At 64.6% G+C, this 21,504-nt stretch carries 28 protein-coding genes and 1 riboswitch; of the genes, 24 read left to right on the top strand and 4 right to left on the bottom strand.

The features are described 5' to 3' along the window. Positions 1-236: 236 nt before the first annotated feature. A riboswitch (Fluoride riboswitch) is annotated at positions 237-313 on the top strand. A 24-nt stretch (positions 314-337) separates the two neighbouring features. From SSA01S_RS12525 to SSA01S_RS12455, 15 genes are all read left to right on the top strand, one after another. After that, positions 338-1,729 carry a voltage-gated chloride channel family protein gene (locus tag SSA01S_RS12525; RefSeq protein WP_043060742.1) on the top strand — a complete coding sequence of 464 codons (1,392 nt, stop codon included), beginning with the start codon at positions 338-340 and terminating at the stop codon, positions 1,727-1,729. Continuing rightward, positions 1,729-2,148: a DUF190 domain-containing protein gene (locus SSA01S_RS12520; protein ID WP_043060743.1), complete on the top strand. Its 420-nt coding sequence runs from the start codon at positions 1,729-1,731 to the stop codon at positions 2,146-2,148. Before SSA01S_RS12525 ends, SSA01S_RS12520 begins: the two co-directional genes overlap by 1 nt. A 2-nt stretch (positions 2,149-2,150) precedes the next feature. Continuing rightward, the gene (locus tag SSA01S_RS12515; RefSeq protein WP_043060744.1) at positions 2,151-2,588 is read left to right on the top strand and encodes an EamA family transporter; all 438 of its coding nucleotides are present in this window, start codon (positions 2,151-2,153) and stop codon (positions 2,586-2,588) included. A 23-nt stretch (positions 2,589-2,611) separates the two neighbouring features. After that, positions 2,612-4,471, top strand: a complete 1,860-nt coding sequence (locus SSA01S_RS12510) for an alkaline phosphatase family protein (RefSeq protein ID WP_061780587.1) — start codon at positions 2,612-2,614, stop codon at positions 4,469-4,471. Further along, entirely contained in the window at positions 4,468-5,046 is a 579-nt protein-coding gene (locus tag SSA01S_RS12505) for a histidine phosphatase family protein (RefSeq protein ID WP_061780586.1), read from the top strand. Before SSA01S_RS12510 ends, SSA01S_RS12505 begins: the two co-directional genes overlap by 4 nt. Further along, positions 5,043-5,255, top strand: a complete 213-nt coding sequence (locus tag SSA01S_RS12500; RefSeq protein ID WP_043060745.1) for a hypothetical protein — start codon at positions 5,043-5,045, stop codon at positions 5,253-5,255. The genes SSA01S_RS12505 and SSA01S_RS12500 overlap by 4 nt, the downstream gene beginning before the upstream one ends. Further along, a complete protein-coding gene (locus tag SSA01S_RS12495) occupies positions 5,252-6,070 on the top strand; it encodes an ABC transporter ATP-binding protein (protein WP_043060746.1) in 819 nt (272 codons plus the stop codon). Before SSA01S_RS12500 ends, SSA01S_RS12495 begins: the two co-directional genes overlap by 4 nt. After that, positions 6,067-6,891 carry a universal stress protein gene (locus SSA01S_RS12490; protein WP_244885680.1) on the top strand — a complete coding sequence of 275 codons (825 nt, stop codon included), beginning with the start codon at positions 6,067-6,069 and terminating at the stop codon, positions 6,889-6,891. Before SSA01S_RS12495 ends, SSA01S_RS12490 begins: the two co-directional genes overlap by 4 nt. Then, complete coding sequence (locus SSA01S_RS12485) at positions 6,888-7,517, top strand: 2,3-bisphosphoglycerate-dependent phosphoglycerate mutase (protein WP_043060747.1); 630 nt, start codon at positions 6,888-6,890, stop codon at positions 7,515-7,517. The genes SSA01S_RS12490 and SSA01S_RS12485 overlap by 4 nt, the downstream gene beginning before the upstream one ends. A 13-nt stretch (positions 7,518-7,530) precedes the next feature. Next, positions 7,531-8,832, top strand: a complete 1,302-nt coding sequence (gene eno, locus SSA01S_RS12480; protein WP_217996059.1) for a phosphopyruvate hydratase — start codon at positions 7,531-7,533, stop codon at positions 8,830-8,832. Continuing rightward, positions 8,829-9,641 (top strand): undecaprenyl-diphosphate phosphatase, encoded by an 813-nt coding sequence (locus SSA01S_RS12475; protein ID WP_043060748.1) that lies wholly within the window; start codon positions 8,829-8,831, stop codon positions 9,639-9,641. The genes eno and SSA01S_RS12475 overlap by 4 nt, the downstream gene beginning before the upstream one ends. A 55-nt stretch (positions 9,642-9,696) precedes the next feature. Continuing rightward, the gene (gene crcB, locus SSA01S_RS12470; protein ID WP_061780585.1) at positions 9,697-10,083 is read left to right on the top strand and encodes a fluoride efflux transporter CrcB; all 387 of its coding nucleotides are present in this window, start codon (positions 9,697-9,699) and stop codon (positions 10,081-10,083) included. 103 nt (positions 10,084-10,186) lie between these two features. After that, entirely contained in the window at positions 10,187-10,444 is a 258-nt protein-coding gene (locus SSA01S_RS12465; RefSeq protein ID WP_052814241.1) for a PepSY domain-containing protein, read from the top strand. 37 nt (positions 10,445-10,481) lie between these two features. Further along, positions 10,482-11,198 carry a sulfite exporter TauE/SafE family protein gene (locus SSA01S_RS12460; protein WP_043060750.1) on the top strand — a complete coding sequence of 239 codons (717 nt, stop codon included), beginning with the start codon at positions 10,482-10,484 and terminating at the stop codon, positions 11,196-11,198. Positions 11,199-11,256: 58 nt separating this feature from the next. Continuing rightward, positions 11,257-11,994 (top strand): sulfite exporter TauE/SafE family protein, encoded by a 738-nt coding sequence (locus SSA01S_RS12455; RefSeq protein WP_061780584.1) that lies wholly within the window; start codon positions 11,257-11,259, stop codon positions 11,992-11,994. On the opposite strand, the gene nhaA is transcribed toward SSA01S_RS12455, so the two are convergent. The 4 genes from nhaA to SSA01S_RS12435 form a co-directional block, all read right to left on the bottom strand. After that, a complete protein-coding gene (gene nhaA / locus SSA01S_RS12450; protein ID WP_043060751.1) occupies positions 11,987-13,168 on the bottom strand; it encodes a Na+/H+ antiporter NhaA in 1,182 nt (393 codons plus the stop codon). The two genes, SSA01S_RS12455 and nhaA, sit on opposite strands and share 8 nt — an antisense overlap. Positions 13,169-13,494: 326 nt before the next feature. Beyond that, positions 13,495-14,040: a DsrE family protein gene (locus SSA01S_RS12445; RefSeq protein ID WP_373284538.1), complete on the bottom strand. Its 546-nt coding sequence runs from the start codon at positions 14,038-14,040 to the stop codon at positions 13,495-13,497. A gap of 28 nt (positions 14,041-14,068) precedes the next feature. Beyond that, complete coding sequence (locus tag SSA01S_RS12440; RefSeq protein ID WP_043060753.1) at positions 14,069-14,479, bottom strand: ArsR/SmtB family transcription factor; 411 nt, start codon at positions 14,477-14,479, stop codon at positions 14,069-14,071. Beyond that, complete coding sequence (locus SSA01S_RS12435) at positions 14,476-15,099, bottom strand: peroxiredoxin (RefSeq protein ID WP_043060754.1); 624 nt, start codon at positions 15,097-15,099, stop codon at positions 14,476-14,478. Before SSA01S_RS12435 ends, SSA01S_RS12440 begins: the two co-directional genes overlap by 4 nt. A gap of 72 nt (positions 15,100-15,171) precedes the next feature. Between SSA01S_RS12435 and SSA01S_RS12430 the strand changes: the two genes are divergently transcribed. Genes SSA01S_RS12430 through SSA01S_RS12390 form a run of 9 tightly spaced genes read left to right on the top strand, consistent with a single transcriptional unit; the run spans position 15,172 to position 21,503 of the window. Continuing rightward, positions 15,172-16,101 carry an MBL fold metallo-hydrolase gene (locus SSA01S_RS12430; RefSeq protein ID WP_174521626.1) on the top strand — a complete coding sequence of 310 codons (930 nt, stop codon included), beginning with the start codon at positions 15,172-15,174 and terminating at the stop codon, positions 16,099-16,101. Next, entirely contained in the window at positions 16,101-16,541 is a 441-nt protein-coding gene (locus SSA01S_RS12425; RefSeq protein ID WP_043060755.1) for a YeeE/YedE family protein, read from the top strand. The genes SSA01S_RS12430 and SSA01S_RS12425 overlap by 1 nt, the downstream gene beginning before the upstream one ends. After that, positions 16,541-16,966, top strand: coding sequence for a DUF6691 family protein (locus SSA01S_RS12420; protein ID WP_043060756.1), 426 nt, complete (start codon positions 16,541-16,543; stop codon positions 16,964-16,966). The genes SSA01S_RS12425 and SSA01S_RS12420 overlap by 1 nt, the downstream gene beginning before the upstream one ends. An 18-nt stretch (positions 16,967-16,984) precedes the next feature. After that, positions 16,985-17,419 (top strand): protein tyrosine phosphatase family protein, encoded by a 435-nt coding sequence (locus SSA01S_RS12415; RefSeq protein WP_043060757.1) that lies wholly within the window; start codon positions 16,985-16,987, stop codon positions 17,417-17,419. Further along, the gene (locus SSA01S_RS12410) at positions 17,416-18,648 is read left to right on the top strand and encodes an NAD(P)/FAD-dependent oxidoreductase (RefSeq protein ID WP_043060758.1); all 1,233 of its coding nucleotides are present in this window, start codon (positions 17,416-17,418) and stop codon (positions 18,646-18,648) included. Before SSA01S_RS12415 ends, SSA01S_RS12410 begins: the two co-directional genes overlap by 4 nt. Continuing rightward, the gene (locus tag SSA01S_RS12405; RefSeq protein WP_043060759.1) at positions 18,645-19,427 is read left to right on the top strand and encodes a sulfite exporter TauE/SafE family protein; all 783 of its coding nucleotides are present in this window, start codon (positions 18,645-18,647) and stop codon (positions 19,425-19,427) included. Before SSA01S_RS12410 ends, SSA01S_RS12405 begins: the two co-directional genes overlap by 4 nt. Positions 19,428-19,456: 29 nt before the next feature. Then, positions 19,457-20,236, top strand: a complete 780-nt coding sequence (locus SSA01S_RS12400) for a TlpA disulfide reductase family protein (protein ID WP_234419289.1) — start codon at positions 19,457-19,459, stop codon at positions 20,234-20,236. Then, on the top strand, positions 20,233-20,859 hold the full coding sequence (locus SSA01S_RS12395; protein ID WP_056432835.1) for a DsbA family protein: 627 nt from the start codon (positions 20,233-20,235) through the stop codon (positions 20,857-20,859). Before SSA01S_RS12400 ends, SSA01S_RS12395 begins: the two co-directional genes overlap by 4 nt. 2 nt (positions 20,860-20,861) lie before the next feature. After that, positions 20,862-21,503 carry a DsbA family protein gene (locus SSA01S_RS12390; RefSeq protein ID WP_026189135.1) on the top strand — a complete coding sequence of 214 codons (642 nt, stop codon included), beginning with the start codon at positions 20,862-20,864 and terminating at the stop codon, positions 21,501-21,503. Position 21,504: the final 1 nt, after the last annotated feature.

The raw sequence follows: 21,504 nt of genomic DNA, 5'->3' as shown, positions 1-21,504 counted from the left end.
TTGAACTGGTCGGTGATCGCGATCAGCTCGACCTTTTCTGTCGCCGTCATGGCGATCTGCTCGGCGACAAGGTGATCGTCTACAACTAACTGGAGCATTGGACGATCACGCGCCAAACTGAGCGAGCCAGAGCTTGATCGGCGTTCCCGGTTGGGAAACGACCAACGACATGGCCAAGGCTTCCCCGCAAGGATGGTATTTCGGGAATTGACGTTGCTGCATTGCAGCGACATATATCTCTTCAAGGCGATGGATTTCCGCCGGGTCGTCTGACCGAACCGCCCTAGCAAGGGCCGATGATTCCTACTTGGCGCCGCAAGGCAGCAAAGGAGGAATCGTGCGCGCGACGTTTCGCAATCTGTACCATGAGTTCAACGTGGCGGCGTTCTTTTGCGACCGGCACGACCATGCCATGTCGGTGGTTCGCTGGACGCTGATCCTGCTGCCGATGGCGGCGCTGGTCGGGACGTTGTGCGCGGCTTTCCTATGGAGCCTCGATGCCGCTACACAGGCCCGCTTCGATCATCCGTGGCTGCTGTATCTCCTGCCCGTGGGCGGGGCAGCCGTCGCGTTTCTCTATCATCACACCGGGCGCTCGGTCGAAGCCGGCAACAATCTGATTGTCGAGCAGATCCATGAGCCCGGGGGTGGCGTACCGCTCCGCATGGCACCGCTGGTGTTCCTTGGCACGATCGCGACGCATCTGTTCGGCGGCTCGGCGGGACGCGAGGGAACCGCCGTGCAGCTCGGCGGCAGTCTCGCCAGTGCCATCGCCGGCCTGTTCCGTCTCGATGCATCCGGTATTCGCATCCTGCTGATGGCCGGCGTCGCGGCGGGCTTCGGCGCGGTGTTCGGCACGCCCTTGGCAGGCGCGGTGTTTGCTCTTGAAGTGCTGGCGCTTGGCCGCGTCGAATATGGCGGGATCATTCCGTGCTTGCTCGCCGCGCTGGTCGGGGACTGGACGTGTCATGCCTGGGGCATCCACCACACGCCTTATCACATCGCCTATGCCGCCCCCGCCACGGGCGCGCTGCTGGTCGAGCCGCTGATGCTCCTCAAGGCGACGATCGCGGGCGTCGCCTTCGGGTTCGCCGGCCTCGTCTTCGCCGAAGCGAACCACGCATTCGGCGGCTTCCTCAAGCGCCGCATACCTTACGGACCGGCCCGTGCCGCTCTGGGCGGCGTCCTGGTCATCGCGCTCGTCTGGATCGTCGGCACCCGCGCCTATCTGGGTCTGGGCGTATGGTCCGCCATCCCCGGTGATCCTACGATCGCGGGCTTCTTCAGCGGCCCGGTCGATCGGTGGAGTTGGGCGCTCAAGATGCTGTTCACCGTCGTGACGCTGAGCGCAGGCTTCAAGGGCGGCGAGGTGACGCCGCTGTTCTTCATCGGTGCCGCGCTCGGCAACGCGCTGGGGTGGCTGCTCGGTGCACCGCTCGACCTGTTCGCAGCGCTCGGTTTCGTCGCCGTGTTCGCCGGGGCGGCCAACACGCCGCTGGCCTGTACGATCATGGGGATCGAGCTGTTCGGCGCCACCCATGCCGTGCCGATCGCGGTGGCCTGTTTCGTCGCCTACATCTGCTCGGGCCATAACGGCATTTACCTGTCGCAGCGGATCGCCGTGCCCAAGCGTCCCGCCCGCGCTCATACCGGCACCTTAACGCTGCGCGACGCCCGCGCATCCCGCCGTAGCCGGCGTCCTTCCAACACCGTCAAGGAGCATAACTGATGCCCCACAAGGTCACGCCCAGCGAGATCGGGATGATCCGCATCTACATGAAGCCGTCCGACAAGGCTGCGGGCGCGCGTAGCTTCTGGTCGCGCAAACCGCTGTACCGCGAGCTGGTCGCGCAGGCGAAGCGCGACGGCATTATGAACGCCGTCGCCCATCACACCCATTACGGCTACAGCAATCATGGCCCGATTCGGGAAAATGGCTCCGAGATTTCCGATCCGCACCTGACCATGTGTGTCGAGCTGATCGGCCAGCGCGGCGAACTCGAACGCTTCTGCGAGGGGCATGGCGATCTGCTCGCGGGCAAAGTGATCGTCTACAAGCATCTGGAGCATTGGAGCATCGGTCCGGGCGGCGTCCGGCATGAAGATGCGGTGCCCGCCGAGCTGGCCGATGAAACGGGGCAGGCGTGAGAGTGGGAAGCGTCAGCTCCTCCTCGTGGCTCGTCTGGGCGCTGGGTTCCGCCGGATTTGCCGCGCTGACCGCGATCTTCGCCAAGATCGGGGTCGAAGGAATCAACTCCGACCTGGCGACCCTTTTCCGCACGCTCGTGATTGTCGTGGTGCTGACCGCCCTGCTCGCGCTTACCGGCAAATTTCAGCCCCTCGGGACCATCGCGCCACGTACCTGGCTGTTTCTCGGGCTGTCCGGCCTGGCGACCGGCGCGTCATGGCTCTGCTATTTCCGCGCCCTGAAGATCGGCGACGCAGCGCGGGTCGCTCCCATCGACAAGCTGAGCGTCGTTTTTGTCGCCGTCATCGGCGTGACGCTTCTTGGTGAACACCTCTCCCTGCGGGGCTGGTTCGGCATCGGTTTGATCGGTGCCGGCGCCGTGCTCGTCGCGCTTGCCTGATGCCTTTCGAACGGAAACCAACGATGCGCTATCTCCCGATCGTCGCCGCTGCCGTCGCCATTGCCGCTACACCGGCACTCGAAGCTCGCACCGCAAAGCGCGCCCGCACTCCGCACAACGTCATTCTGGTCGTCATCGACGGGTTGAGAGGCAAGATCGTCACCCCTCAAACCGCGCCTGAACTGGTCCGGCTACGGGATGCCGGGACCTACTTTCCCAACAGCCATTCGGTATTCCCGACGTTCACGACCGCCAATGCCTCCAGTCTCGCGACCGGCCATCAGCTTGGCGATACCGGCGATTTCAGCAACACGATCTGGACGGCCGCCCCGATCGCAAGCGCGGCGGGCAGCGTCACCCCGTTCCTCGAAAACGATGCCGTGCTCGGCGAGGTCGATACGCACTTCGGCGGCAATTACCTCAACGAAACGACTGTTCTCGAAGCCGCACGCAAAGCGGGATACGGCACCGCTGCGATCGGCAAGCTCGGCCCAGCGCTTATCCAGGATCACCTCGCTCGCGACGGTATGACGACGATCATCGTCGACGACTCCACCGGACGGCCGGGCGGCATCGCGCTTTCGCCCGACACTGTCACAGGAATGACCAGGGCGGGGCTGCCGCTCGTCGCACCGGACAGGGGTGCCAACGGCCGTTCGGGGGACGCTCGCACACCCGGCACGCGCGAGGCCAATCGTGCGCAGCAGGACTATTTCATCGATGTCGCCACCCGCGTGGCGCTGCCGTCATTCAAGGCACGTCACCGGCCTTTCGCGATGGTCTTCTGGTCACGCGATCCCGATGGGACCCAGCACAATCAGGGCGACAGTCTCAACCGCCTGACGCCCGGAATTAATGGTCCGACGACCTTTGCTGCGATCCGCAACGCGGATGGAGATCTCGCAAAGCTGCGAACGGCGCTCAAGCGGCTTGGCCTAGATCGGACGACCGATATCATCGTCACGTCGGACCACGGCTTTTCCACGATCTCGAAGCAAAGCGACACGAGCCGTGCAGCACGGACGCGGTATGCCGATGTTCCTGAAGGCTTCCTCCCGCCCGGCTTTCTCGCGCTTGATCTGGCGTCGGCGCTGAATATGCCGGCATTCGATCCCGAGGCCGGCAACGCGCCGGTGACAACGGGTGCTCATCCCAGTCGCGGCAACGCACTGCTGGGGGCCGATCCCTCTCATCCCGACATCGTGGTTGCCGCCAATGGCGGGTCGGACCTGTTGTACCTGCCTGGACGCGATCCGACGCTCGCGCGCCGTATCGTCACCGCGCTGCTTGACCAGGATTATATCAGCGGAATCTTCGTCGATGATCGGCTCGGCTCGATCGCCGGCACGCTGCCATTATCGTCGATCAACCTCAAAGGGGCAGCGCTGCCCCCCGTACCGTCGATCGTCGTCATCTTCCGCTCGGCAACGACCGGCTGCGCAATACCGACGAACTGTCAGGTGGAGGTGGCGGATACGACGCTGCAGCAAGGCCAGGGCATGCACGGCAGCTTCGGCCGCGGCGACACCCTCAACTTCACAGCGGCGATCGGCCCCGATTTCAAACGGCGTTTCGTCGATCCGGCACCGGTCAGCAACGCGGATATCGGACACACGATGATGGCCTTGCTACGCCTCTCCCCGACGCCGCATGGTGCGCTGACCGGCCGGGTATTGAGCGAAGCGATGCCCGGGGGGCGGATGACCCCCTATGTCCGGGGCGAGCAGCGATCCGCTGCCGCCGGGAATGGTCTCGTCACCCTGCTGCGCTATCAGGAGGCGGCAGGCATTCGTTATCTCGACGCCGGGGGTTTTGCGGGCCGCACTCTCGGCCTGGCTGATGTGGCAGCACCTGAAGCCGCTGGCCGGGGAGCGCGTCGATGACGGGGCTGCCGCAATTCTGGCTTGTCCGTCATGGTGAGACGGCCTGGAGCCTGACACGTCAGCATACGGGTCGAAGCGACATTCCCTTGACGAAGGGCGGGGAGGAAGCTGCCCAACGCCTGAGCGAGCGCCTGCCGACACGTCCCTTTTCGCAAATATGGTCCAGCCCGTCGCAGCGCGCGCGTCGAACCGGCGAACTGGCAGGCTTCTCCCGGAAGATCGCAATCGTCGATGACCTCGCGGAGTGGGATTATGGTGCCTACGAAGGTCGAACCACGAAAGAGATTCTGGCCGATCGCCCGGATTGGATGCTGTTTCGCGATGGCTGCCCGCAAGGTGAAACACCTGACGACATCACGGCGCGGGCGGATCGCGTCGTCGAACGCCTGCGGGCCTCCACGTCCGACATCCTGATCTTTTCCAGCGCCCATATCCTGCGGGTGCTGGCTGCGCGCTGGCTGGGGCTTCCCGCCGCGGCCGGTGCGCTCTTCATCCTCGACACCGCCAGCATCAGCATTCTCGGTTACGAGCACAATGATGCCGAGCGGGTCATTCGCGGATGGAATCTGGCATGAACCGGACTGCCCTCCTCGCATGGGCGATAGGGGGCATCTTCGCACCGCTGGGCGGGATCAGCGCCGGCATCATCACTTACGCCGAATATAGCCAGCACCGGCTTCCCAAGGGGCGGGCAGCCCGTGAGGCCCTGCGAAGCGGGGCGGTGGCGACGGTCGTCCTCCTGACGGTCACCGGCCTGTTCGGTTGGTGGGTGGGCCGGTCATGACGAACACGCATGACGATGCCTCTCCGCTCATTCTTGAGGGCGTTGTGACCGAACTGAGCGGCCGGATCATCCACGACGGTGTGGACCTCGTCATGAAGCGTGGCGAGGTTCTTGGCTTGGTCGGCGCGTCGGGATCGGGAAAATCGGTTCTGCTTCGATGCATTATCGGCCTGCTGCCACCGAAAGCGGGCACCGTCAGGCTGTTCGGAGACGATCTGTACCAGGCTGACGACCGGACGCTGGCCGCGATCAAACAGCGCTGGGGCGTGCTCTTTCAAGCCAACGCACTGTTTTCCGATTTCAGCGTTCTGGACAACATCGCGATGCCGCTGCGCGAACATCACGGTTTGCCGGAAGAGCTGATCCTGTCGGTCGCAAGAATGAAGGCGCTCGCATCGGGACTTCCCGAGGATGCGCTGTGGAAGTTCCCGTCCGAGCTTTCCGGCGGGTTGCAAAAGCGTGTGGGGGTGGCGCGGGCGATCGTGCGCGACCCGGATCTCATCCTCCTCGACGAACCGACTGCCGGTCTCGATCCGATCATGGCAGCACAGATCGATGCCCTGATCGGTGGTCTGGCAAGCGAACTAGGCCTGAGCGTGGTGGTCGTGACCCACGACCTCGATACCCTCTACACCATCTGCGACCGTGTCGCGGTTCTGTCGGATCGCACGATCCTTGCCGTCGCCCCCGTCCGTGAGCTGGAGCACAGCCAGGACCCGTGGCTCCGCAACTATCTGCTGGGCACACGGACGCGGGCCGGGCGCATAGCTGATCCAAAAGTCGTTCATCCCTCGCCACAGGAGATCATGTCATGAAGCTGCTTGCTGTCATCGTGGGCGCGGACAGCGCGCCTGCCTGTCTGGATGCGGCGGTTCTTGCCGCAAAAGCATTGGGCGACGCTTCGATCGAAGCACTCAACGTCGTCGTCGATCCCGATAGGATTCACGCCTCCAGCGATGAGGAAATCCAGTTCCAGCGCATGCGCGAACGTGATGAAGGGACCGCGCAGGAGCGTGCCGATGCGGCCCATGCCGCCTTCGTCGCGTGGAACGCCGGGGCAGGCGAGGACACGCCACGGGTATTCTGGCGGTCGGTCGTCGGCACGGAAGAAGCCGTCGTTACGAGCGAGGCCGCGAACGTCGATGCGCTGATCGTGGTCGCGCGCGAACAGAGCATGGACAGTGGCGATGCCATTCACGCAGCCCTCTTTTCCACCGACAAACCGGTCCTGATCGTACCACCGCACTGGCAGCCCGGTGCCGTCACCGCATTCAGCCATATGGCTGTCGGTCTCAGCGACAGCGATACGGCCCGCCATGCGATCAGGGAGGCGGCACCATGGTTGCGGGTGGCAAGCCGGGTCACCGCGATCCGCATCGGCGAGGATGGCGATCCGGCGCTGAAGCTCGAGGCGCTGCTCGACGAACTGTGCGTGACGCACGAACTTCATGTCGTCCCCCGACAGGGTGACAATCTGGGTGCGCAGCTCGTCGCGGAAGCCAAGGCTGTCGGAGCCGATCTACTGGTGACCGGCGCCTACCGGCACAACCAGCTCGTCGAATGGTTCATGGGCGGCACCACGCGGCATCTGCTCGCCGCAGCCGAAATCCCGTTGCTGATGGCCCTTGAACGATGAACGGAGCTGCCCATGCGCGCCTGATCCTGCTTCGACATGGAGAAAGCGAAGCCAACGCCGCCAATCGCTTTACCGGATCGGCCGATCCCGCATTGACGGCAAACGGGCGCGGACAGGCCGACGCCGTTGCCCGTCAGTTGCTGGACCGCGGCATTCGGCCCGCCCGCATCTTCCGGTCGACGCTACGCAGGTGCGCCGACACCACTGCCATCGTCACGGCCGTGACCGGCAGTCAGGACGTTCCCGTCATCGCAAACCTGGCTCTCAACGAACGCGATTACGGCGCGCTGACAGGGCTGAACAAGGCGGAAGCCGCAGATCGGTACGGCGTCGAACAGGTGCTGCGCTGGCGCCGCTCCTATGCCGATGCACCGCCCGACGGGGAGAGCCTGCGCGATACGGCAGCGCGCGTGCTCGCCTACCACATCCACGTCATGCTGCCTGCCATTATGCAAGGCGGCGCCACGCTGGTCGTGGCGCACGGCAACAGCCTGCGCGCACTCGCCATGGCGCTCGACGGCATCGATGCGCTCGGGGTCGAGACGTTCGACATCCCGACCGCCGGTGCCATCCTCTACGAATTCGCCGCAACGACCGCGATCCTCGATCGCGCGATCATCTCCTGACAGGAAATTTCCCATGTCCATCGACAGCCAGATCGCCCGTCTCCAAGCCCTGGAAATCCTGGATTCCCGGGGCAATCCGACCCTGTACGTCACGGTGACGCTGACGGACGGAAACTCGGCAACCGCCTCGGTCCCGTCCGGGGCTTCGACCGGCCTGCACGAAGCCGTCGAACTTCGCGACGACGACCGTAACCGTTACGGCGGCAAGGGCGTGCGGCGCGCTGCCGCTCATGTCGAAGGCGAGATTGCAGATGCACTCATGGGGTTGGATGCCCGCGCGCAATCCGACATCGATCATGTGATGATCGCACTCGACGGCACCGACACCAAGGGCCGGCTCGGTGGCAACGCCATCCTGGGCGTTTCCATTGCCGTCGCGCGCGCCTCCGCGCTGGCACAAGGGCGACCACTCTACCGGAGCCTGAACGACGCCGATGACTATCTCCTGCCGGTGCCCTGCATGAACGTCCTGAACGGCGGCAAACATGCCGACAGCAGCCTGGACTTCCAGGAATTCATGATCGTGCCGCACGGTGCGCCGGGTTTCGCGGAAGCCGTGCGCTACGGTGCGGAAACCTATGCCGCCCTGCGTAGCCTGTTGCACGACCGCGGGCTTGCGACCTCGGTGGGTGACGAGGGTGGCTTCGCGCCTCGGCTCGACAGCAACGAGGCCGCCTGCGAGCTGATCGTCGCAGCCATCGAACGTGCAGGGTATCGCCCCGGGGTCGATATCGCGATTGCGCTCGATCCCGCCGCATCGTCCTTTGCCGAGGGTGAGAGCTATCACCTGTCGCGGTCGCGCACCGGACGGCTCGATCGGGCGGCACTGCTCGCACTCTACGGGCGCTGGATCGATGCCTATCCGATCGTCTCGATCGAAGACGGCTTTGGCGAGGAAGACTGGGCCGGGTTCATCGATCAGACCGCCGACCAGGGCGATCGGATACAGATCGTCGGGGACGACCTGTTCGTCACCAACCCCCGCATCATCCGTGAAGGCATCGCCCGACACGCTGCCAATGCCGCCCTCATCAAGCCGAACCAGATCGGAACGGTGACGGAGACGATCGAGGCCGTCCGCATCTGCCAGCAAGCGGGATGGGGGACGATGGTGTCGCATCGCTCCGGTGAAACCGCAGACGACTTCATCGCCGACTTTGCGGTCGCGATGGGTGCAGGCCAGATTAAGTCGGGCGCCCCGTGTCGCGGCGAGCGGCTTGCCAAATATAACCGCCTCATCGCGATCGAGGCGGAGCTGGGCGATCGTGCCCGCATGGCGGCTCCGTTTGCCCGTTACGTCGAGAGGCGGGCATGATCGATCCTACCGCATTGGTCGCACCCGTCGTCCTCGGCATTGTCGAGGGCCTGACCGAGTTCATTCCCGTCTCCTCGACGGGCCACCTCATCCTCACCGAGCGTCTGATCGGCTATGAGGGACGGCAAGCGGGCATCGTCGATGTCGTCATCCAAGTCGGCGCGATTCTGGCAGTCTGCTGGCTCTATCGCGCAAAGCTGTGGTTGGTGGTGACCGGATTGAAGGGCGATGCCGGCGCACGACGCTTTTCGCGCAACGTCCTCATCGCCTTCATTCCGTCCGTCATCGTCGGCGGACTGGCACACGACTTCATCAAACAGGTGCTGTTTTCGCCCTATGTCGTGGTCGTCAGCCTTGTTGCAGGCGGGATTGCGATCATCGTGATCGAACGGTGGGCCAAGCGCCGTGCGGTCGTTGCCGGCGACGTCGAACACCTGTCGCCATCGCTCGCGCTCGGGATCGGGCTTTGCCAGCTTCTCTCGCTCATCCCCGGCGTGTCTCGCTCCGGCGCGACCATCATGGGCGGCGTTGCGTTGGGTGTCGAGCGTCGAGCGGCCACGGAATTCTCGTTCTTCCTGGCGATCCCGACCATGTTCGGCGCCGCTACGCTCGATCTCTATAAGAACCGCGACATCATCGGGGTCGATGACGTGATGGCGATCGGTGTCGGGCTGGTGGTGTCGTTCGTCGTCGCGATGGCGGTCGTAAGATGGCTCGTCCGCTACGTCGGTCGGCACGGTTTCGAGCCGTTCGGGTGGTATCGGATCGTCTTCGGCTTCGTGGTCGCCGGGTTGCTCGCCTCGGGCTGACCGACGCGCTGCCTTCCGTCGGCTTCTTTGCCACTCTGCAAGCAACGGAATGACAATGCCTCTTTGGACAGGTTTCCTGGTCGTGTTCCTTGGCTCGGGCATCGGCGGAATGCTGCGCCACGGGGTTGGTCTGCTTGCCCTGCGTTTCACGGGTGCGAACTTTCCCTGGGGTACGCTCGTCATCAACGTCGTCGGCTCGGCGTTGATGGGCCTGATGATCGGCCTGTTCGCGGCAAGGAGCATCAACGATCCCGAACTGCGGCTGTTCGTGACGACCGGACTGATCGGCGGCTTTACGACATGGTCGACCTTCTCGCTGGATATCGTGACGTTATGGGAACGCGGCGAGATCGGCTCTGCCATTGCTTATGCCGCTGCCAGCATCGTGCTGTCGTTGACGGTCCTGGCAATCGCCCTTCTCGCCGCGCGGCGCTGGGGATGATGCGAACAGCTGCACCAACGCACGGTGTTGACCGATACTGATATCGATCAGGAACGCTCTCGAAAGAATGACGTTTGCCCGGAACTGCAACGGGAGAATTTTCATGAAGATGCTGCTTGCGGCAACGGTCGCGATCGCGTTGGCGACGCCTGCTTTTGCCGATAATGACATGCCCACCAAGGCGCAGCGCGCATCGGTGATGAAGGCAATCCGCGCCGCTGGCTGCACCAATCCGACGAAGGTCGAGCGTGACGACGGTGGATTCGAGGTGGACAACGCCCGTTGCAAGGACGGCGTGTACGATCTGAAGCTGTCAGCGGACTACAAGATCATCTCGCGCGAGCGCGAGGACAACGACTGACCATGCCCGGCGCTCGCGCCGGCAGGCCGGGCGCCGCATGACTGACTATTTGCTACTCGTCCTGGGTGCGTTCGTTGCAGCCGCAATCTCGGGGTCTGCGGGCTTCGGAGGCGCATTGTTGCTCCTGCCGCTCCTCAACCAAGTCGTCGGCGTGACCGAAGCAGTGCCGCTGCTGACGATCGTCCAGATCATCGGTAACGGTGCCCGTGCCGTCATGAACTGGCAGCAGATACGCTGGCGCCCGGTCTTGCTGTTTCTCGCGGCGGCCATTCCGCTGTCGATGCTGGGGGCATTGTCCTTCGCATCACTTCCGACCAGCCTCGTCACTCGCCTGGTCGGTGGAGCGATCCTGTTGCTCGTCGTTCTCAAGGCGACGGGTATGATCGCGTTCAAGCCATCGCGCCGGGTTCTGGTCGTCGGGGGTGGCATTACCGGCCTGCTATCCGGCCTTGTGGGCAGTGCCGGACCGCTCGGCGCCGCGGTCTTCCTCAGCCTCGGCCTGCCCCCGCTCGCCTATGTTGCGAGCGATGCGACTGCGGCCATTGCCATGCACGGTGCCAAGACCATCGTTTATGGCGCGACGATCGATCTTGGACCGGCTTTCTGGCCCCTTGCGATTGCGATGGGCCTCGCGATGATCGCCGGCACCTGGGCCGGGCGCTCGCTTATCAAGCGACTGCCCGTCGACCGCTTTCGCCAATTCGTGATGGTCCTGCTCGCACTGATCGCGGTGCAGATGATCGTCATGGGCTGACAATAGGGGATCGGCGCAATAGCCGTATCCCGTCACTGCTTATCCGAAAGTCCGTGCGATGGATGCCTCCACCGTACTGCTGCTCGCCCTTCTGATGATGGCGGGTGCGGCACTCTACACCTCGGTCGGCCATGCCGGCGCATCGGCCTATCTGGCGATCATGGCGCTGTTCTCGCTGCCCGCCGAGACGATGCGCCCGACCGCGCTGATCCTCAACATTCTCGTCGCAAGTTTCACGACCTGGCGCTTCGTGCGCGCCGGGCAATTCAATGCAAGGCTGCTGCTGCCGTTCGTGATCGGCGCGATCCCGGCCGCCTATCTGGCAGGGCAAGTCCATCTGCCGGGGTACATCTACCGCCCGATCGTCGCGGCCGTGCTGCTGCTTGCCGCGATCCGCCTGTTGTGGCCGTCGAAGCATGAAGCGCCGGAACCGGTGCCGCCTCGCCATGGAATCGCGATCCTCTCCGGAGCGGGCATCGGCGCGCTGTCTGGGCTGACCGGGACAGGGGGCGGCATATTCCTCAGTCCGCTCGTGCTGCTCCTGGGCTGGGAGACGCCGCGCCGCACGTCGGGACTGTCGGCCGCCTTCATCCTGTGCGTCTCGATCGCCGGGTTGCTTGACAACCTCACGTCGGTCGGCCGGTTGCCGCGCGAGTTGCCGATCTTTGTCGTGGCCGTCTTTCTCGGCGCGCTGATCGGCACCCGGCTCGGTGTGTCGAAGCTCGATTCCCGGCGCCTGCTTCAGGCGCTCGGCGCTGTCCTTCTGATCGCAGCCGGGAAACTGGCGCTCACCTGACGTTGCCCCCGGAATCACGCTTGGCCCATCGCAGTGTGAAATAGCCGAGCAGACCGGAAATCAGCGAGCCGGCAAGAACACCGATCTTGGCCTCCGCCTGGAGGAGGGGACTGCTCGGAAAGGCGAGCAGCGTGATGAAGATGCTCATCGTGAACCCGATGCCGCACAGGAGCGCTACCCCGAGCATCTGAAGCCGCCCCGCATGTGCGGGCCTGTCGGCCAGCCCCAGCCTGACCGCGATCGACGCAAAGCCGAAGACGCCTCCGACCTTGCCGAGCAGCAATCCTGCCGCGACGCCGAGCGTGACGGGCGCGACCAGCGCGCTCGGCGGGAGCCCCAGCACCGGCACCGCGGCATTCGCCAGCCCGAAGACGGGAACGATCAGAAAGCTCACCGGCAGATGCAGGGCATGTTCCAGTCGATGCAGCGGGCTGACGCAGGCATGGTCGGATCGACCGGGAGTGCGCTCCATCGGTATGGTGAAGGCCAGCATGACACCGGCGAGCGTCGCGTGGATGCCCGAGCGCAGAACCAGTACCCAAAGAACGATGCCCACGAGAAGATAGGGCGACAGGCGTCGTACCTTGAACAGGTTGAACCCGATCAAAACCGCGAGCGCCGCTCCCGCCCCCGCTAGTGCAGGCAACGAGAGGTCGGCCGTGTAGAACAGCGCGATGATGAGCACCGCGCCGAGATCGTCGATGATCGCCAGCGCCGCGAGAAACACGCGCAACGATGCAGGCACGCGATTACCGAGCAGTGCGATGACGCCCAGCGCGAAGGCGATATCGGTCGCCGCGGGGATCGCCCATCCGGCCGCGGTCGGTCCGGCATTGAATGCGAGATAGATAAGAGCGGGCACGATCATGCCGCCGGCGGCTGCGATGCCCGGCAGGACGCGCCGCGGCCATGTCGAGAGCTGGCCGTCTACTACCTCGCGCTTGATCTCCAGCCCGACGAGCAGGAAGAACACCGCCATCAGACCGTCATTGATCCAGTGTTCGAGCGACAGCGGCCCGACATAGGCGTGCAGCATCGCTGCATAACCCGGTCCGAGAGGCGAGTTGGCGATGATGAGCGCAACCACCGCGGCGGCCATGAGAACCAGTCCGGCTGATGACTGTGCTTCGAGAAAACGGCGGATCGCACTGGGGTGCGATTGGGCATGGCTCATCAACAGGGTATCCGGACGTGAGAATTCGGACGCTGGCGGCCCGACCAGCGTAAGAACCTGCCCACCTCCGAATATGGCGGCGAACACCCGGGGAGAGCTATCGCATCGTCACATCATCAGGGCAACGTCATGTCGTGCCGTGAGCCCATCGTACAATTGAAACGATCCAAGCAGGCCCATGAGAGCTGCAGCGGCCGCTATCATCAAACAGGCGGTCGACATCCGATCGGTATCCGAGGTCTTATCGCTCGTCCCACCAAGGAACGGCCAACGAGACGAGGGGACGTTCTCGGAATCGATCGCGCTTCGGGACAGTGTGAAAGCGATCAGTCCGGGATCAATGCCCAACCGCGTATCTGCAACGTCGCCATCGTCGTAAGCGCCGACACATCGACTTCGACGACCTTGTCGACCTCAGCAGGGGCAATCCCGTTCCCGACCAGAGCCTGGCTGCACACCCGAACGGACACGCCTGCTCGTTTCAACGCCGCTATCAGGGCAAGATTAGGGTTCGTGGCAGCGCCGGTTTTCGTCGCATACGCCCCATTTTCAGCAATAATCGGTGTCGCCGGGCCGTGGACGATCACGACCACATCTCCCTGTGCTGGCCGCACGTTGTCCGCGCCGAGCAGATTCAGAAAGCGCGCGACCTTCTCCAGCGAGGGATTGACCTTGTCGGGGGATGACGCCGCCTTCGTCACGCTGAACAGTACCCGATAGCGCAGGGAGCGGTCCGGCCGCTCAACCGCGCCTTCTACCGGCGTGATCTTGCCATAGCCGGCAATCACGGGCTGTTGAGCGGTGCCTCCCGCTGACCCGGCACTGCTCATGACGGCAAGGCATCCTGCAACTGCGATAACGGGAAGCCGCATCTCATTTTTCCTTCCACAACCGGAATGATCATCCGACCCTCGCAAACACGGCCGCGCCCATGTTTCGCGGCCGCGCGGCAACCGACGCCCCGCGCGCTCGCGCCGGACGGGGAGCGGGAGCTGCTTCCTCCACGGCTGTATCGTCAGCGCCGAACATCGCTTCCAGCGTGCGCACGCACAGTGCAGCTGCGTCATCGGCAAGCCGGTAGTGAACCTGCTTGGCTTCACGTCTTGTCTTCACCAGATCGGCGCGGCGCAGCTCGGCAAGCTGCTGGCTGAGGGCCGGTTGGGTCACGCCGGTAGCAGCCTCTATGTCCGCAACCTGACGCTCACCGCCGAGCAGATAGGACAGGATCATGAGGCGCTGAGGCTGGGCGAACACGCGCAGCTTTTCGACCGCCGCATCGGCGATCGCGCGGGATTGATGGATCGCTGTCATCGATCGGCCTTTAACTGATGAAACCAGTCGTCACCGGCGCTACCCGGCAAGGCAGGCGGCAGCAGGACATCATCACCCGGCTGCCAGTCGGCCGGCGTATAGGCTTGCCCATCGGCCGAACGCTGCAATGCCCTGACTGTGCGGAGCATCTCGTCGACGGATCGCCCGACGTTCATCGGATACCAGTTGAGCGCACGGATAATGCCTTCGGGATCGATGAAATAAGTCGCGCGGACGGCTGAGGCGTCGCCGGCCTGTTCGTCGAGCATGCCGTAGGCGTAACCCACCGCCATCGACGGGTCTTCGACGACCGGGAACGGCACCTCTACACCGAAGACATCCTTGATCGCGCGCAACCAGGCGACGTGCGAATACAGGCTGTCGACCGACAACCCGAGCAGGACGCAATCCAGCTCCTCGAATTGCGGTGCGGCCTTCGCCAAGGCCACGAACTCGCTGGTGCAGACCGGCGTGAAATCAGCCGGGTGCGAAAAGAACACGACCCAACGACCACGATACTGATCGAGCGACATCTCGCCCTGCGTCGTGCGGGCAATGAAATTCGGGGCCGCGTCCCCGATGCGCAACGAGCGCGGTACGTCTGCATCCATCGTTTCCATGCTTTTCAGATGGCACGGGCAGCCCGTTGACGCAAGCAGATTATACAACTACATAAACCATGAAATCAATAAATGGAGACGATCGTGGAGTCGGCGTTAAACAAGGCAGTTGCGCAGATTGAACGTGCGAAGGCGGCAGGAGCGCCGATTGTCCATTCCTTCTTCGATGAGCCGACCAACACCGCGACCTACGTCGTCTGGGACCCTGCCACGCGGAAGGCGGCGATCGTCGACAGCGTCCTGGACTTCGACGCCGCGGCAGGCCGCACCGGGACGACATCAGCGGACGCGGTCATCGCATATGTGCGGGAGCACGGCCTCTCGATCGAATGGCTGCTCGAAACCCATGCCCATGCCGATCACCTGTCTGCGGCGCCCTATCTGCAAAAGGTGCTGGGTGGTCAGCTCGCGATCGGCCGCGAGATCATTCGCGTGCAGAACGTCTTCGGCAAGATTTTCAACGCCGGAACCGACTTCGAACGCGACGGCTCCGAGTTCGACCGCCTGTTCGACGATGGCGACCGTTTTGCGATCGGCGACATCGAGGCCATCGCGCTGCATGTGCCGGGGCACACCCCCGCCGACATGGCCTATGTCATCGGCGACGCGGTCTTCACCGGCGATACCCTCTTCATGCCGGATTACGGCACCGCACGCGCGGATTTCCCCGGTGGTGATGCGCGCCAGCTATTCCGCTCGATCCGCCGGCTGATGCAGTTGCCTGACGAGACGCGACTGTTCCTGTGCCACGACTACAAGGCTGCGGGTCGCGACCGGTATGTCTGGGAAACGACCGTGGGCGCGCAGCGCGTCGGCAACGTCCATGTCCACGAAGGGGTGAACGAAGACGACTTCGTCGCGATGCGCACCAGTCGGGACGCCACCTTGGCGATGCCCAAGCTCATCCTGCCGTCGGTGCAGGTGAACATGCGCGGCGGCCATCTGCCGGCGCCGGAAGCCAACGGCACCCGCTACCTCAAGATTCCACTGGATGCGCTGTGATGCCCGAATTTTTTCCCCATGCCATGCCGCTTGCCGGCTTCATCGGTGGCCTGATGATCGGTGTCGCTGCGGCGATCATGTTGCTGGGCAACGGTCGGATCGCCGGGGTCAGCGGGATGTTCGCGCGTGTCCTCGGCCTCTCCGAAGGGGGCGCTCCCTGGATGACAGCACTGCTTTTCACGGCAGGGCTGCCGCTGGGTGCGGCGCTGGCCGCGGCCGATGTGGATGTGGAAGCCCGCTTCCCGACATCCCTTGGGCTGATCGCCGTCGCCGGGCTGATCGTCGGGATCGGTACGCGGCTCGGCGCGGGGTGCACCAGCGGTCACGGCGTCTGCGGCCTGTCGCGCCTGTCGCCGCGGTCCATCGTTGCGACGGGTACGTTCATGGCGACCGGTATCGCCACCGTGACCCTCATGCGTCTGGCGGGAGTGGTATCGTGATGCGCCAGAGCCTCCTTTCGCTCATGAGCGGCACGCTGTTCGGCGCCGGCCTCGCCGTGTCCGGCATGATCGATCCTGCGCGGGTGCGGGCGTTCCTCGACGTCGCCGGTGCCTGGGACCCGACCCTCGCCTTCGTCATGGCCGGAGCGATCCTGCCGATGGCGCTGGCCTGGCTCATCGTGCGTCGGCGCTCCACGCCGATCGTCGCCGAGCAATTCCATACGCCCGCCACGTCGCCGATCGACGCGCGCCTCATCGGCGGTGCCGCCCTGTTCGGCATAGGCTGGGGCCTTGTCGGCCTGTGCCCGGGCCCTGCCATCGCCGCACTCGCGATCCAGCCTGCCCCCGCGCTGCTCTTCATCGCTGCAATGGCGCTCGGCGCAGCCATCCACTGCTTCGCACTCACCCCACGCCGTTCGGCGTGACCGGATAGGAGACGTCACATGGCCTTCAAGAAGATCACATCGTCCTTCTCGGCTGCTCCCCAACTTACCCGAAATGACGTCGCTGCTGCCGCACAGGCAGGATACCACTCGATCATTTCGAGCCGGCCCGATGGCGAGGAGCCAGGGCAGCCGAGCGCGCACGAAATGGCCCGGATCGCCGAAGAACATGGCCTTGGGTTCGCCCATGTCCCGATCGTGCCGGGCAAGGCGACCGATGCCGATGCGGACCGGATGAAGGAAGCGCTGGCCTCGCTGCCGGGGCCGACGCTCGGCTTCTGCCGAAGCGGCACGCGGGCGGCCACCCTATGGGCGCTGGCGGAGGCGGATCACGCCGATCCGGCGACGATCATCGGTCAGGCCAAGGCAGCCGGATACGATCTGGCCGATCTGAAGTCGGCGCTCGCCCGCCGTTCCGGAAAGGCCGGCAAATGACCTACGACATCGTCATCATTGGAGGCGGAGCCGCGGGTATCGCAACGGCCGCCAGCATTCTGAAGCGCAACGCCCAAGTGTCGATCGCGGTCGTCGATCCGGCCCAAGATCACTATTATCAGCCCGGTTGGACGTTGGTCGGGGCGGGCGTTTTCACCCCCGAACAGACCCGCAAGGCGGAAGCCGATGTCATGCCCAAGGGCGTCGAATGGATCCGGCTGCCGGCGATCACCATCGACCCCGAGCGTCAGGCGATCACCCTGGGCGACGGGGATACGATCGCCTATCGTGTCCTGATCGTCGCCCCCGGCCTGCGTTTGGCGTGGGAGAAGATCGCGGGGCTTACCGAAGCGTTGGGCCGCAACGGGGTCACGTCCAACTACCGCTACGATCTGGCGCCCTACACCTACCAGCTTGTCCAGGAATTGCAGCGGGGACGCGCGCTGTTCTCGCAACCGCCGATGCCGATCAAGTGCGCCGGCGCGCCTCAAAAGGCGATGTACCTGTCCTGCGACATCTGGCGCGAACGCGGTGTTCTCCCCGCGATCGACGTCGAATTTCACAACGCCGGTGCGGCGCTGTTCGGCGTCGCGACCTATGTCCCTGCGCTGATGGAATATGTCGAGAAGTATAGGATCAACCTCAAGCTCGAATCCAACCTCGTCGCGGTCGACGCCGATCGGCGTATTGCCACCTTCGAGCGCAAGCAGAACGGTGTCAGCGAGCGGATCGAGCGCGGGTTCGACATGCTCCACGTCGTGCCGCCGCAGGTGTCGCATGACGTCGTTGCCAAAAGTTCGCTCGCGGCGGCAAACGGCTTCGTCGAGGTCGATGAGGCGACGCTGCGCCACAAGCGATACGACAACGTCTTTGCCTTGGGCGATGCTGCCGGGACGAGCAATGCGAAGACGGCCGCGGCAGCCCGCAAGCAGGCACCCGTGGTGGCGGTCAACGCGCTCGCCGCACTCGATGGTAAAGCCCCAGTCGCCGACTATGACGGTTATGGATCGTGCCCGCTTACCGTCGAGCGCGGCAAGATCGTCCTTGCCGAGTTCGGCTATGGTGGAAAACTCCTCCCCAGCTTTCCGTCGTGGCTGCTGAACGGCACGCGCCCGACGCGCGCGGCCTGGTTCCTGAAGGAGCGGATGCTGCCCCCGATCTATTGGCAGGGCATGCTGAAAGGCCATGAGTGGATGGCGGCTCCGCATGAGATCGGCAAGGCGGCATGACCCTCGAACCGATCCAGTATCTGCTGGGCGCGCTGTCGGGCAGCCTGGTGGGCTTCACCCTCGGTCTGGTCGGCGGGGGAGGCTCGATCCTCGCTGTCCCGCTCATGGTCTATCTGGTGCGCGTGCCCAACGCCCACCTCGCCATCGGCACGAGCGCGTTCGCGGTCGCCGCTAACGCTGCAACCGGGCTGATCGGTCATGCAAGGGCGCACACCGTTAAATGGCGCTGTGGCGGCATGTATGCGACCGCCGGCGTCATCGGCGCCCTGTTCGGCTCTACCGCGGGCAAGGCCGTCGACGGCGGCAAGCTCCTGTTCCTGTTCGCACTGGTCATGGTCGTCGTCGGCGTCCTGATGCTGCGCGGGCGCGGTGACACGGGCAACCCGGGGGCGGAGTGCAACCGGGAAAAGGCGCCGAAGGTGCTGGGCTACGGCCTCGGCACCGGTCTGTTCTCGGGCTTCTTCGGCATCGGCGGGGGCTTTCTGATCGTCCCCGGCCTGATCGGATCGACGGGCATGCCGATCCTGAACGCCGTCGGCACGTCATTGATCGCCGTCACCGCGTTCGGGCTGACGACGGCCGCCAATTACGCATTTTCGGGTCTGGTGGACTGGCCGCTGGCTTTCGTGTTCATCGCCGGTGGAGTTGTCGGCGGCTTGATCGGCACGCGCATCGCGAAGCGCCTCGGTACGGGCGGCACGCTCACCACGGTCTTCGCCGTCCTGATCTTCGTGGTGGCGGCCTACATGCTCTGGAAAAGCGCGGCCGCGTTTCTCTGATGGCGGGTGCGATTGCCATCGGGCCGCTGATGCTGGCCGTCGATCGCGGGCTTGCCGTGCTGTGCATCGTCGTGTTCCTTGGCCTCACGACACTGGCCGGTCGGTTCCGCTTCCCTCGCGTATCGACGGTCTCCACCAGCGCCATCGTCGCTGGACTGGTCACGGCACGGATCGGTTACGTCGCAGCGCATTGGTCGAGCTACACCGGCGCTCCGCTGTCCATCCTTGCCGTGTGGCAGGGTGGCTTTTCCCCCGTTGCAGGGCTTCTGGGCGCTGCGGCGATGCTGGCGATCCGGCTTGGCCGCTCAAGCGCGCTGGCGGCAGGCTGGGGAGCGTTGGCTGTTGCGGGTGGCCTCTGGTTCTCGCTTCAGGCGCTGATCCCTCCCGTGACCTACGGCCCGTTCCCCTATCATCTCAACCTGACAACCCCGTCCGGCGCGCCGCTTCCACTCGATCGCTTCCGTGGCAGGCCCTTCGTGGTCAACCTGTGGGCGACATGGTGCGGTCCGTGTCGGCGTGAGCTGCCGATGCTCGATGCGGTTGCGTCGCGCCCTGGCGAGGTCCCGATCCTTCTTGCCGATCAGGGCGAGGCGCAAGCGATCGTCAGCGGTTTTCTCGGCCGTGAAAATATCGGAGCGCGCCATGTCGCGCTCGACCCCGATCGTGGCCTTTCTCAAGCCCTGAAGGTGGCGGGGTATCCCGCAACGGCCTTCGTTGCGGGCGACGGCACGATCGTACAGCTCCAGCTCGGTGAATTGTCACGCGCTGCGCTCGCCGATGGAATCGAATTAGCAAGGAAACACCGATGAATCGTCGCAACCTGTTGTCTCGGGGCCTCCTGGCCGCGCTTGCCTTCGCCGCGCCGATCACGCCTCTCATGGCCCAGCAGCCCGATCTGTCGCGCAAGGCGGTCGTTGACGATCCCGTGGCTCCCAAGCGCGCCGGCAGGACCTACGACGTCACGGTTGTCGAGTTTTTCGACTATAACTGCCCCTATTGCCGTCGCATGGAGCCGGTGCTGAACGCCCTGCTTCGCTCCGACCCGAAGGTACGGGTCGTGTACCGGGACTGGCCGATCTTCGGACCTGCCTCGCGTGAGGCGTCACGCGCGGCTGTCGCGAGCCAATGGCAGGGCAGGCATGCCGCCTTTCACGAGGCCCTGATGACCTCGCCGGCGCGGCTCGACAGCGCGGGCGTCAAGGCAGCGGCTGCCAAAGCCAAGGTCGACTGGCCCCGTCTGCAACGCGATTTGAAGAACCGTGGCGCCGAAATCGACGCGCTGCTTACGCGCACCGATAGCATCGCCCAGGCGATCGGTTTCAACGGAACACCAGCGCTGATCGTCGGCTCGCAGGTCGTCGCCGGTGCTGTCGATCTCCCGACGTTGCGTCGTCTCGTCGCGGAAGCGCGCAAAAAACCAGCGGCGCGCTGACCATGCCCGGGCCGCTCAATCGGAGACAGCTTGCCGGCTTGGGCGCGGTGGTCGTGGGTGGTTGGGCAGTCGGGCAGGTTCTACGGCGTACCGCCCCGATCGGGCGCGACGTCGGGCCGACCGCCGACCTGATCCTTGCCGGTAACGGCTCGCCCGAGGACGGACCTGCCGATGCTACGCTCCGGCTTGCCGTGTTCACCGACTATCGTTGCCCGGCCTGCCGTCATGGATTTTCCGCCCTGGAAGAGGCTGTGCAACGCGACGGCAAGGTGCGGGTCATCTACAAGGATTGGCCCATCTTCGGTCCGCCATCCGAACGTGCCGCAAGCGTGGCGCTCGCGTGCGCCGAACAGGGAGTTTACCCGACCGTCCATCGTGCGTTGATGACGGACAGCCGCACGATCGACGACGACGTGTTGCGGGACGTCGTGATGCGCGCTGGCGGCGATTGGCTGCGCGCGATGACCTGGCTTGCCGCCCACGCGGACGCTGTCGCAGCCCGCCTGCGGGCGAACGGACAGGAAGCCTATTCGATCGGACTGGCGGGCACCCCGGGTTATCTTGCCGGTCCCATGCTGGTGATGGGCGCGATCGACGCCAGCGATTTCCAACGGCTGTTCGCGCGTGCGCGGGAAGAAAGCTGAC

The organism is Sphingomonas sanguinis NBRC 13937, from assembly GCF_001591005.1.
Lineage (GTDB): Bacteria > Pseudomonadota > Alphaproteobacteria > Sphingomonadales > Sphingomonadaceae > Sphingomonas > Sphingomonas sanguinis.
This window is presented reverse-complemented; position numbering and strand designations above follow the sequence as displayed.

Coding starts and splice junctions, on each gene's coding strand:
- SSA01S_RS12485 (WP_043060747.1), top strand. CDS start 6,888: ATGAACGGAGCTGCCCATGCGCGCCTGATCCTGCTTCGACATGGAGAA.
- SSA01S_RS12420 (WP_043060756.1), top strand. CDS start 16,541: ATGCGCCAGAGCCTCCTTTCGCTCATGAGCGGCACGCTGTTCGGCGCC.
- SSA01S_RS12520 (WP_043060743.1), top strand. CDS start 1,729: ATGCCCCACAAGGTCACGCCCAGCGAGATCGGGATGATCCGCATCTAC.
- eno (WP_217996059.1), top strand. CDS start 7,531: ATGTCCATCGACAGCCAGATCGCCCGTCTCCAAGCCCTGGAAATCCTG.
- SSA01S_RS12475 (WP_043060748.1), top strand. CDS start 8,829: ATGATCGATCCTACCGCATTGGTCGCACCCGTCGTCCTCGGCATTGTC.
- SSA01S_RS12440 (WP_043060753.1), bottom strand. CDS start 14,479: ATGACAGCGATCCATCAATCCCGCGCGATCGCCGATGCGGCGGTCGAA.
- crcB (WP_061780585.1), top strand. CDS start 9,697: ATGCCTCTTTGGACAGGTTTCCTGGTCGTGTTCCTTGGCTCGGGCATC.
- SSA01S_RS12410 (WP_043060758.1), top strand. CDS start 17,416: ATGACCTACGACATCGTCATCATTGGAGGCGGAGCCGCGGGTATCGCA.
- SSA01S_RS12430 (WP_174521626.1), top strand. CDS start 15,172: ATGGAGACGATCGTGGAGTCGGCGTTAAACAAGGCAGTTGCGCAGATT.
- SSA01S_RS12390 (WP_026189135.1), top strand. CDS start 20,862: ATGCCCGGGCCGCTCAATCGGAGACAGCTTGCCGGCTTGGGCGCGGTG.
- SSA01S_RS12425 (WP_043060755.1), top strand. CDS start 16,101: ATGCCCGAATTTTTTCCCCATGCCATGCCGCTTGCCGGCTTCATCGGT.
- SSA01S_RS12495 (WP_043060746.1), top strand. CDS start 5,252: ATGACGAACACGCATGACGATGCCTCTCCGCTCATTCTTGAGGGCGTT.
- SSA01S_RS12405 (WP_043060759.1), top strand. CDS start 18,645: ATGACCCTCGAACCGATCCAGTATCTGCTGGGCGCGCTGTCGGGCAGC.
- SSA01S_RS12445 (WP_373284538.1), bottom strand. CDS start 14,040: ATGCGGCTTCCCGTTATCGCAGTTGCAGGATGCCTTGCCGTCATGAGC.
- SSA01S_RS12400 (WP_234419289.1), top strand. CDS start 19,457: ATGCTGGCCGTCGATCGCGGGCTTGCCGTGCTGTGCATCGTCGTGTTC.
- SSA01S_RS12510 (WP_061780587.1), top strand. CDS start 2,612: ATGCGCTATCTCCCGATCGTCGCCGCTGCCGTCGCCATTGCCGCTACA.
- SSA01S_RS12415 (WP_043060757.1), top strand. CDS start 16,985: ATGGCCTTCAAGAAGATCACATCGTCCTTCTCGGCTGCTCCCCAACTT.
- nhaA (WP_043060751.1), bottom strand. CDS start 13,168: ATGAGCCATGCCCAATCGCACCCCAGTGCGATCCGCCGTTTTCTCGAA.
- SSA01S_RS12465 (WP_052814241.1), top strand. CDS start 10,187: ATGAAGATGCTGCTTGCGGCAACGGTCGCGATCGCGTTGGCGACGCCT.
- SSA01S_RS12500 (WP_043060745.1), top strand. CDS start 5,043: ATGAACCGGACTGCCCTCCTCGCATGGGCGATAGGGGGCATCTTCGCA.
- SSA01S_RS12505 (WP_061780586.1), top strand. CDS start 4,468: ATGACGGGGCTGCCGCAATTCTGGCTTGTCCGTCATGGTGAGACGGCC.
- SSA01S_RS12435 (WP_043060754.1), bottom strand. CDS start 15,099: ATGGAAACGATGGATGCAGACGTACCGCGCTCGTTGCGCATCGGGGAC.
- SSA01S_RS12490 (WP_244885680.1), top strand. CDS start 6,067: ATGAAGCTGCTTGCTGTCATCGTGGGCGCGGACAGCGCGCCTGCCTGT.
- SSA01S_RS12395 (WP_056432835.1), top strand. CDS start 20,233: ATGAATCGTCGCAACCTGTTGTCTCGGGGCCTCCTGGCCGCGCTTGCC.
- SSA01S_RS12460 (WP_043060750.1), top strand. CDS start 10,482: ATGACTGACTATTTGCTACTCGTCCTGGGTGCGTTCGTTGCAGCCGCA.
- SSA01S_RS12455 (WP_061780584.1), top strand. CDS start 11,257: ATGGATGCCTCCACCGTACTGCTGCTCGCCCTTCTGATGATGGCGGGT.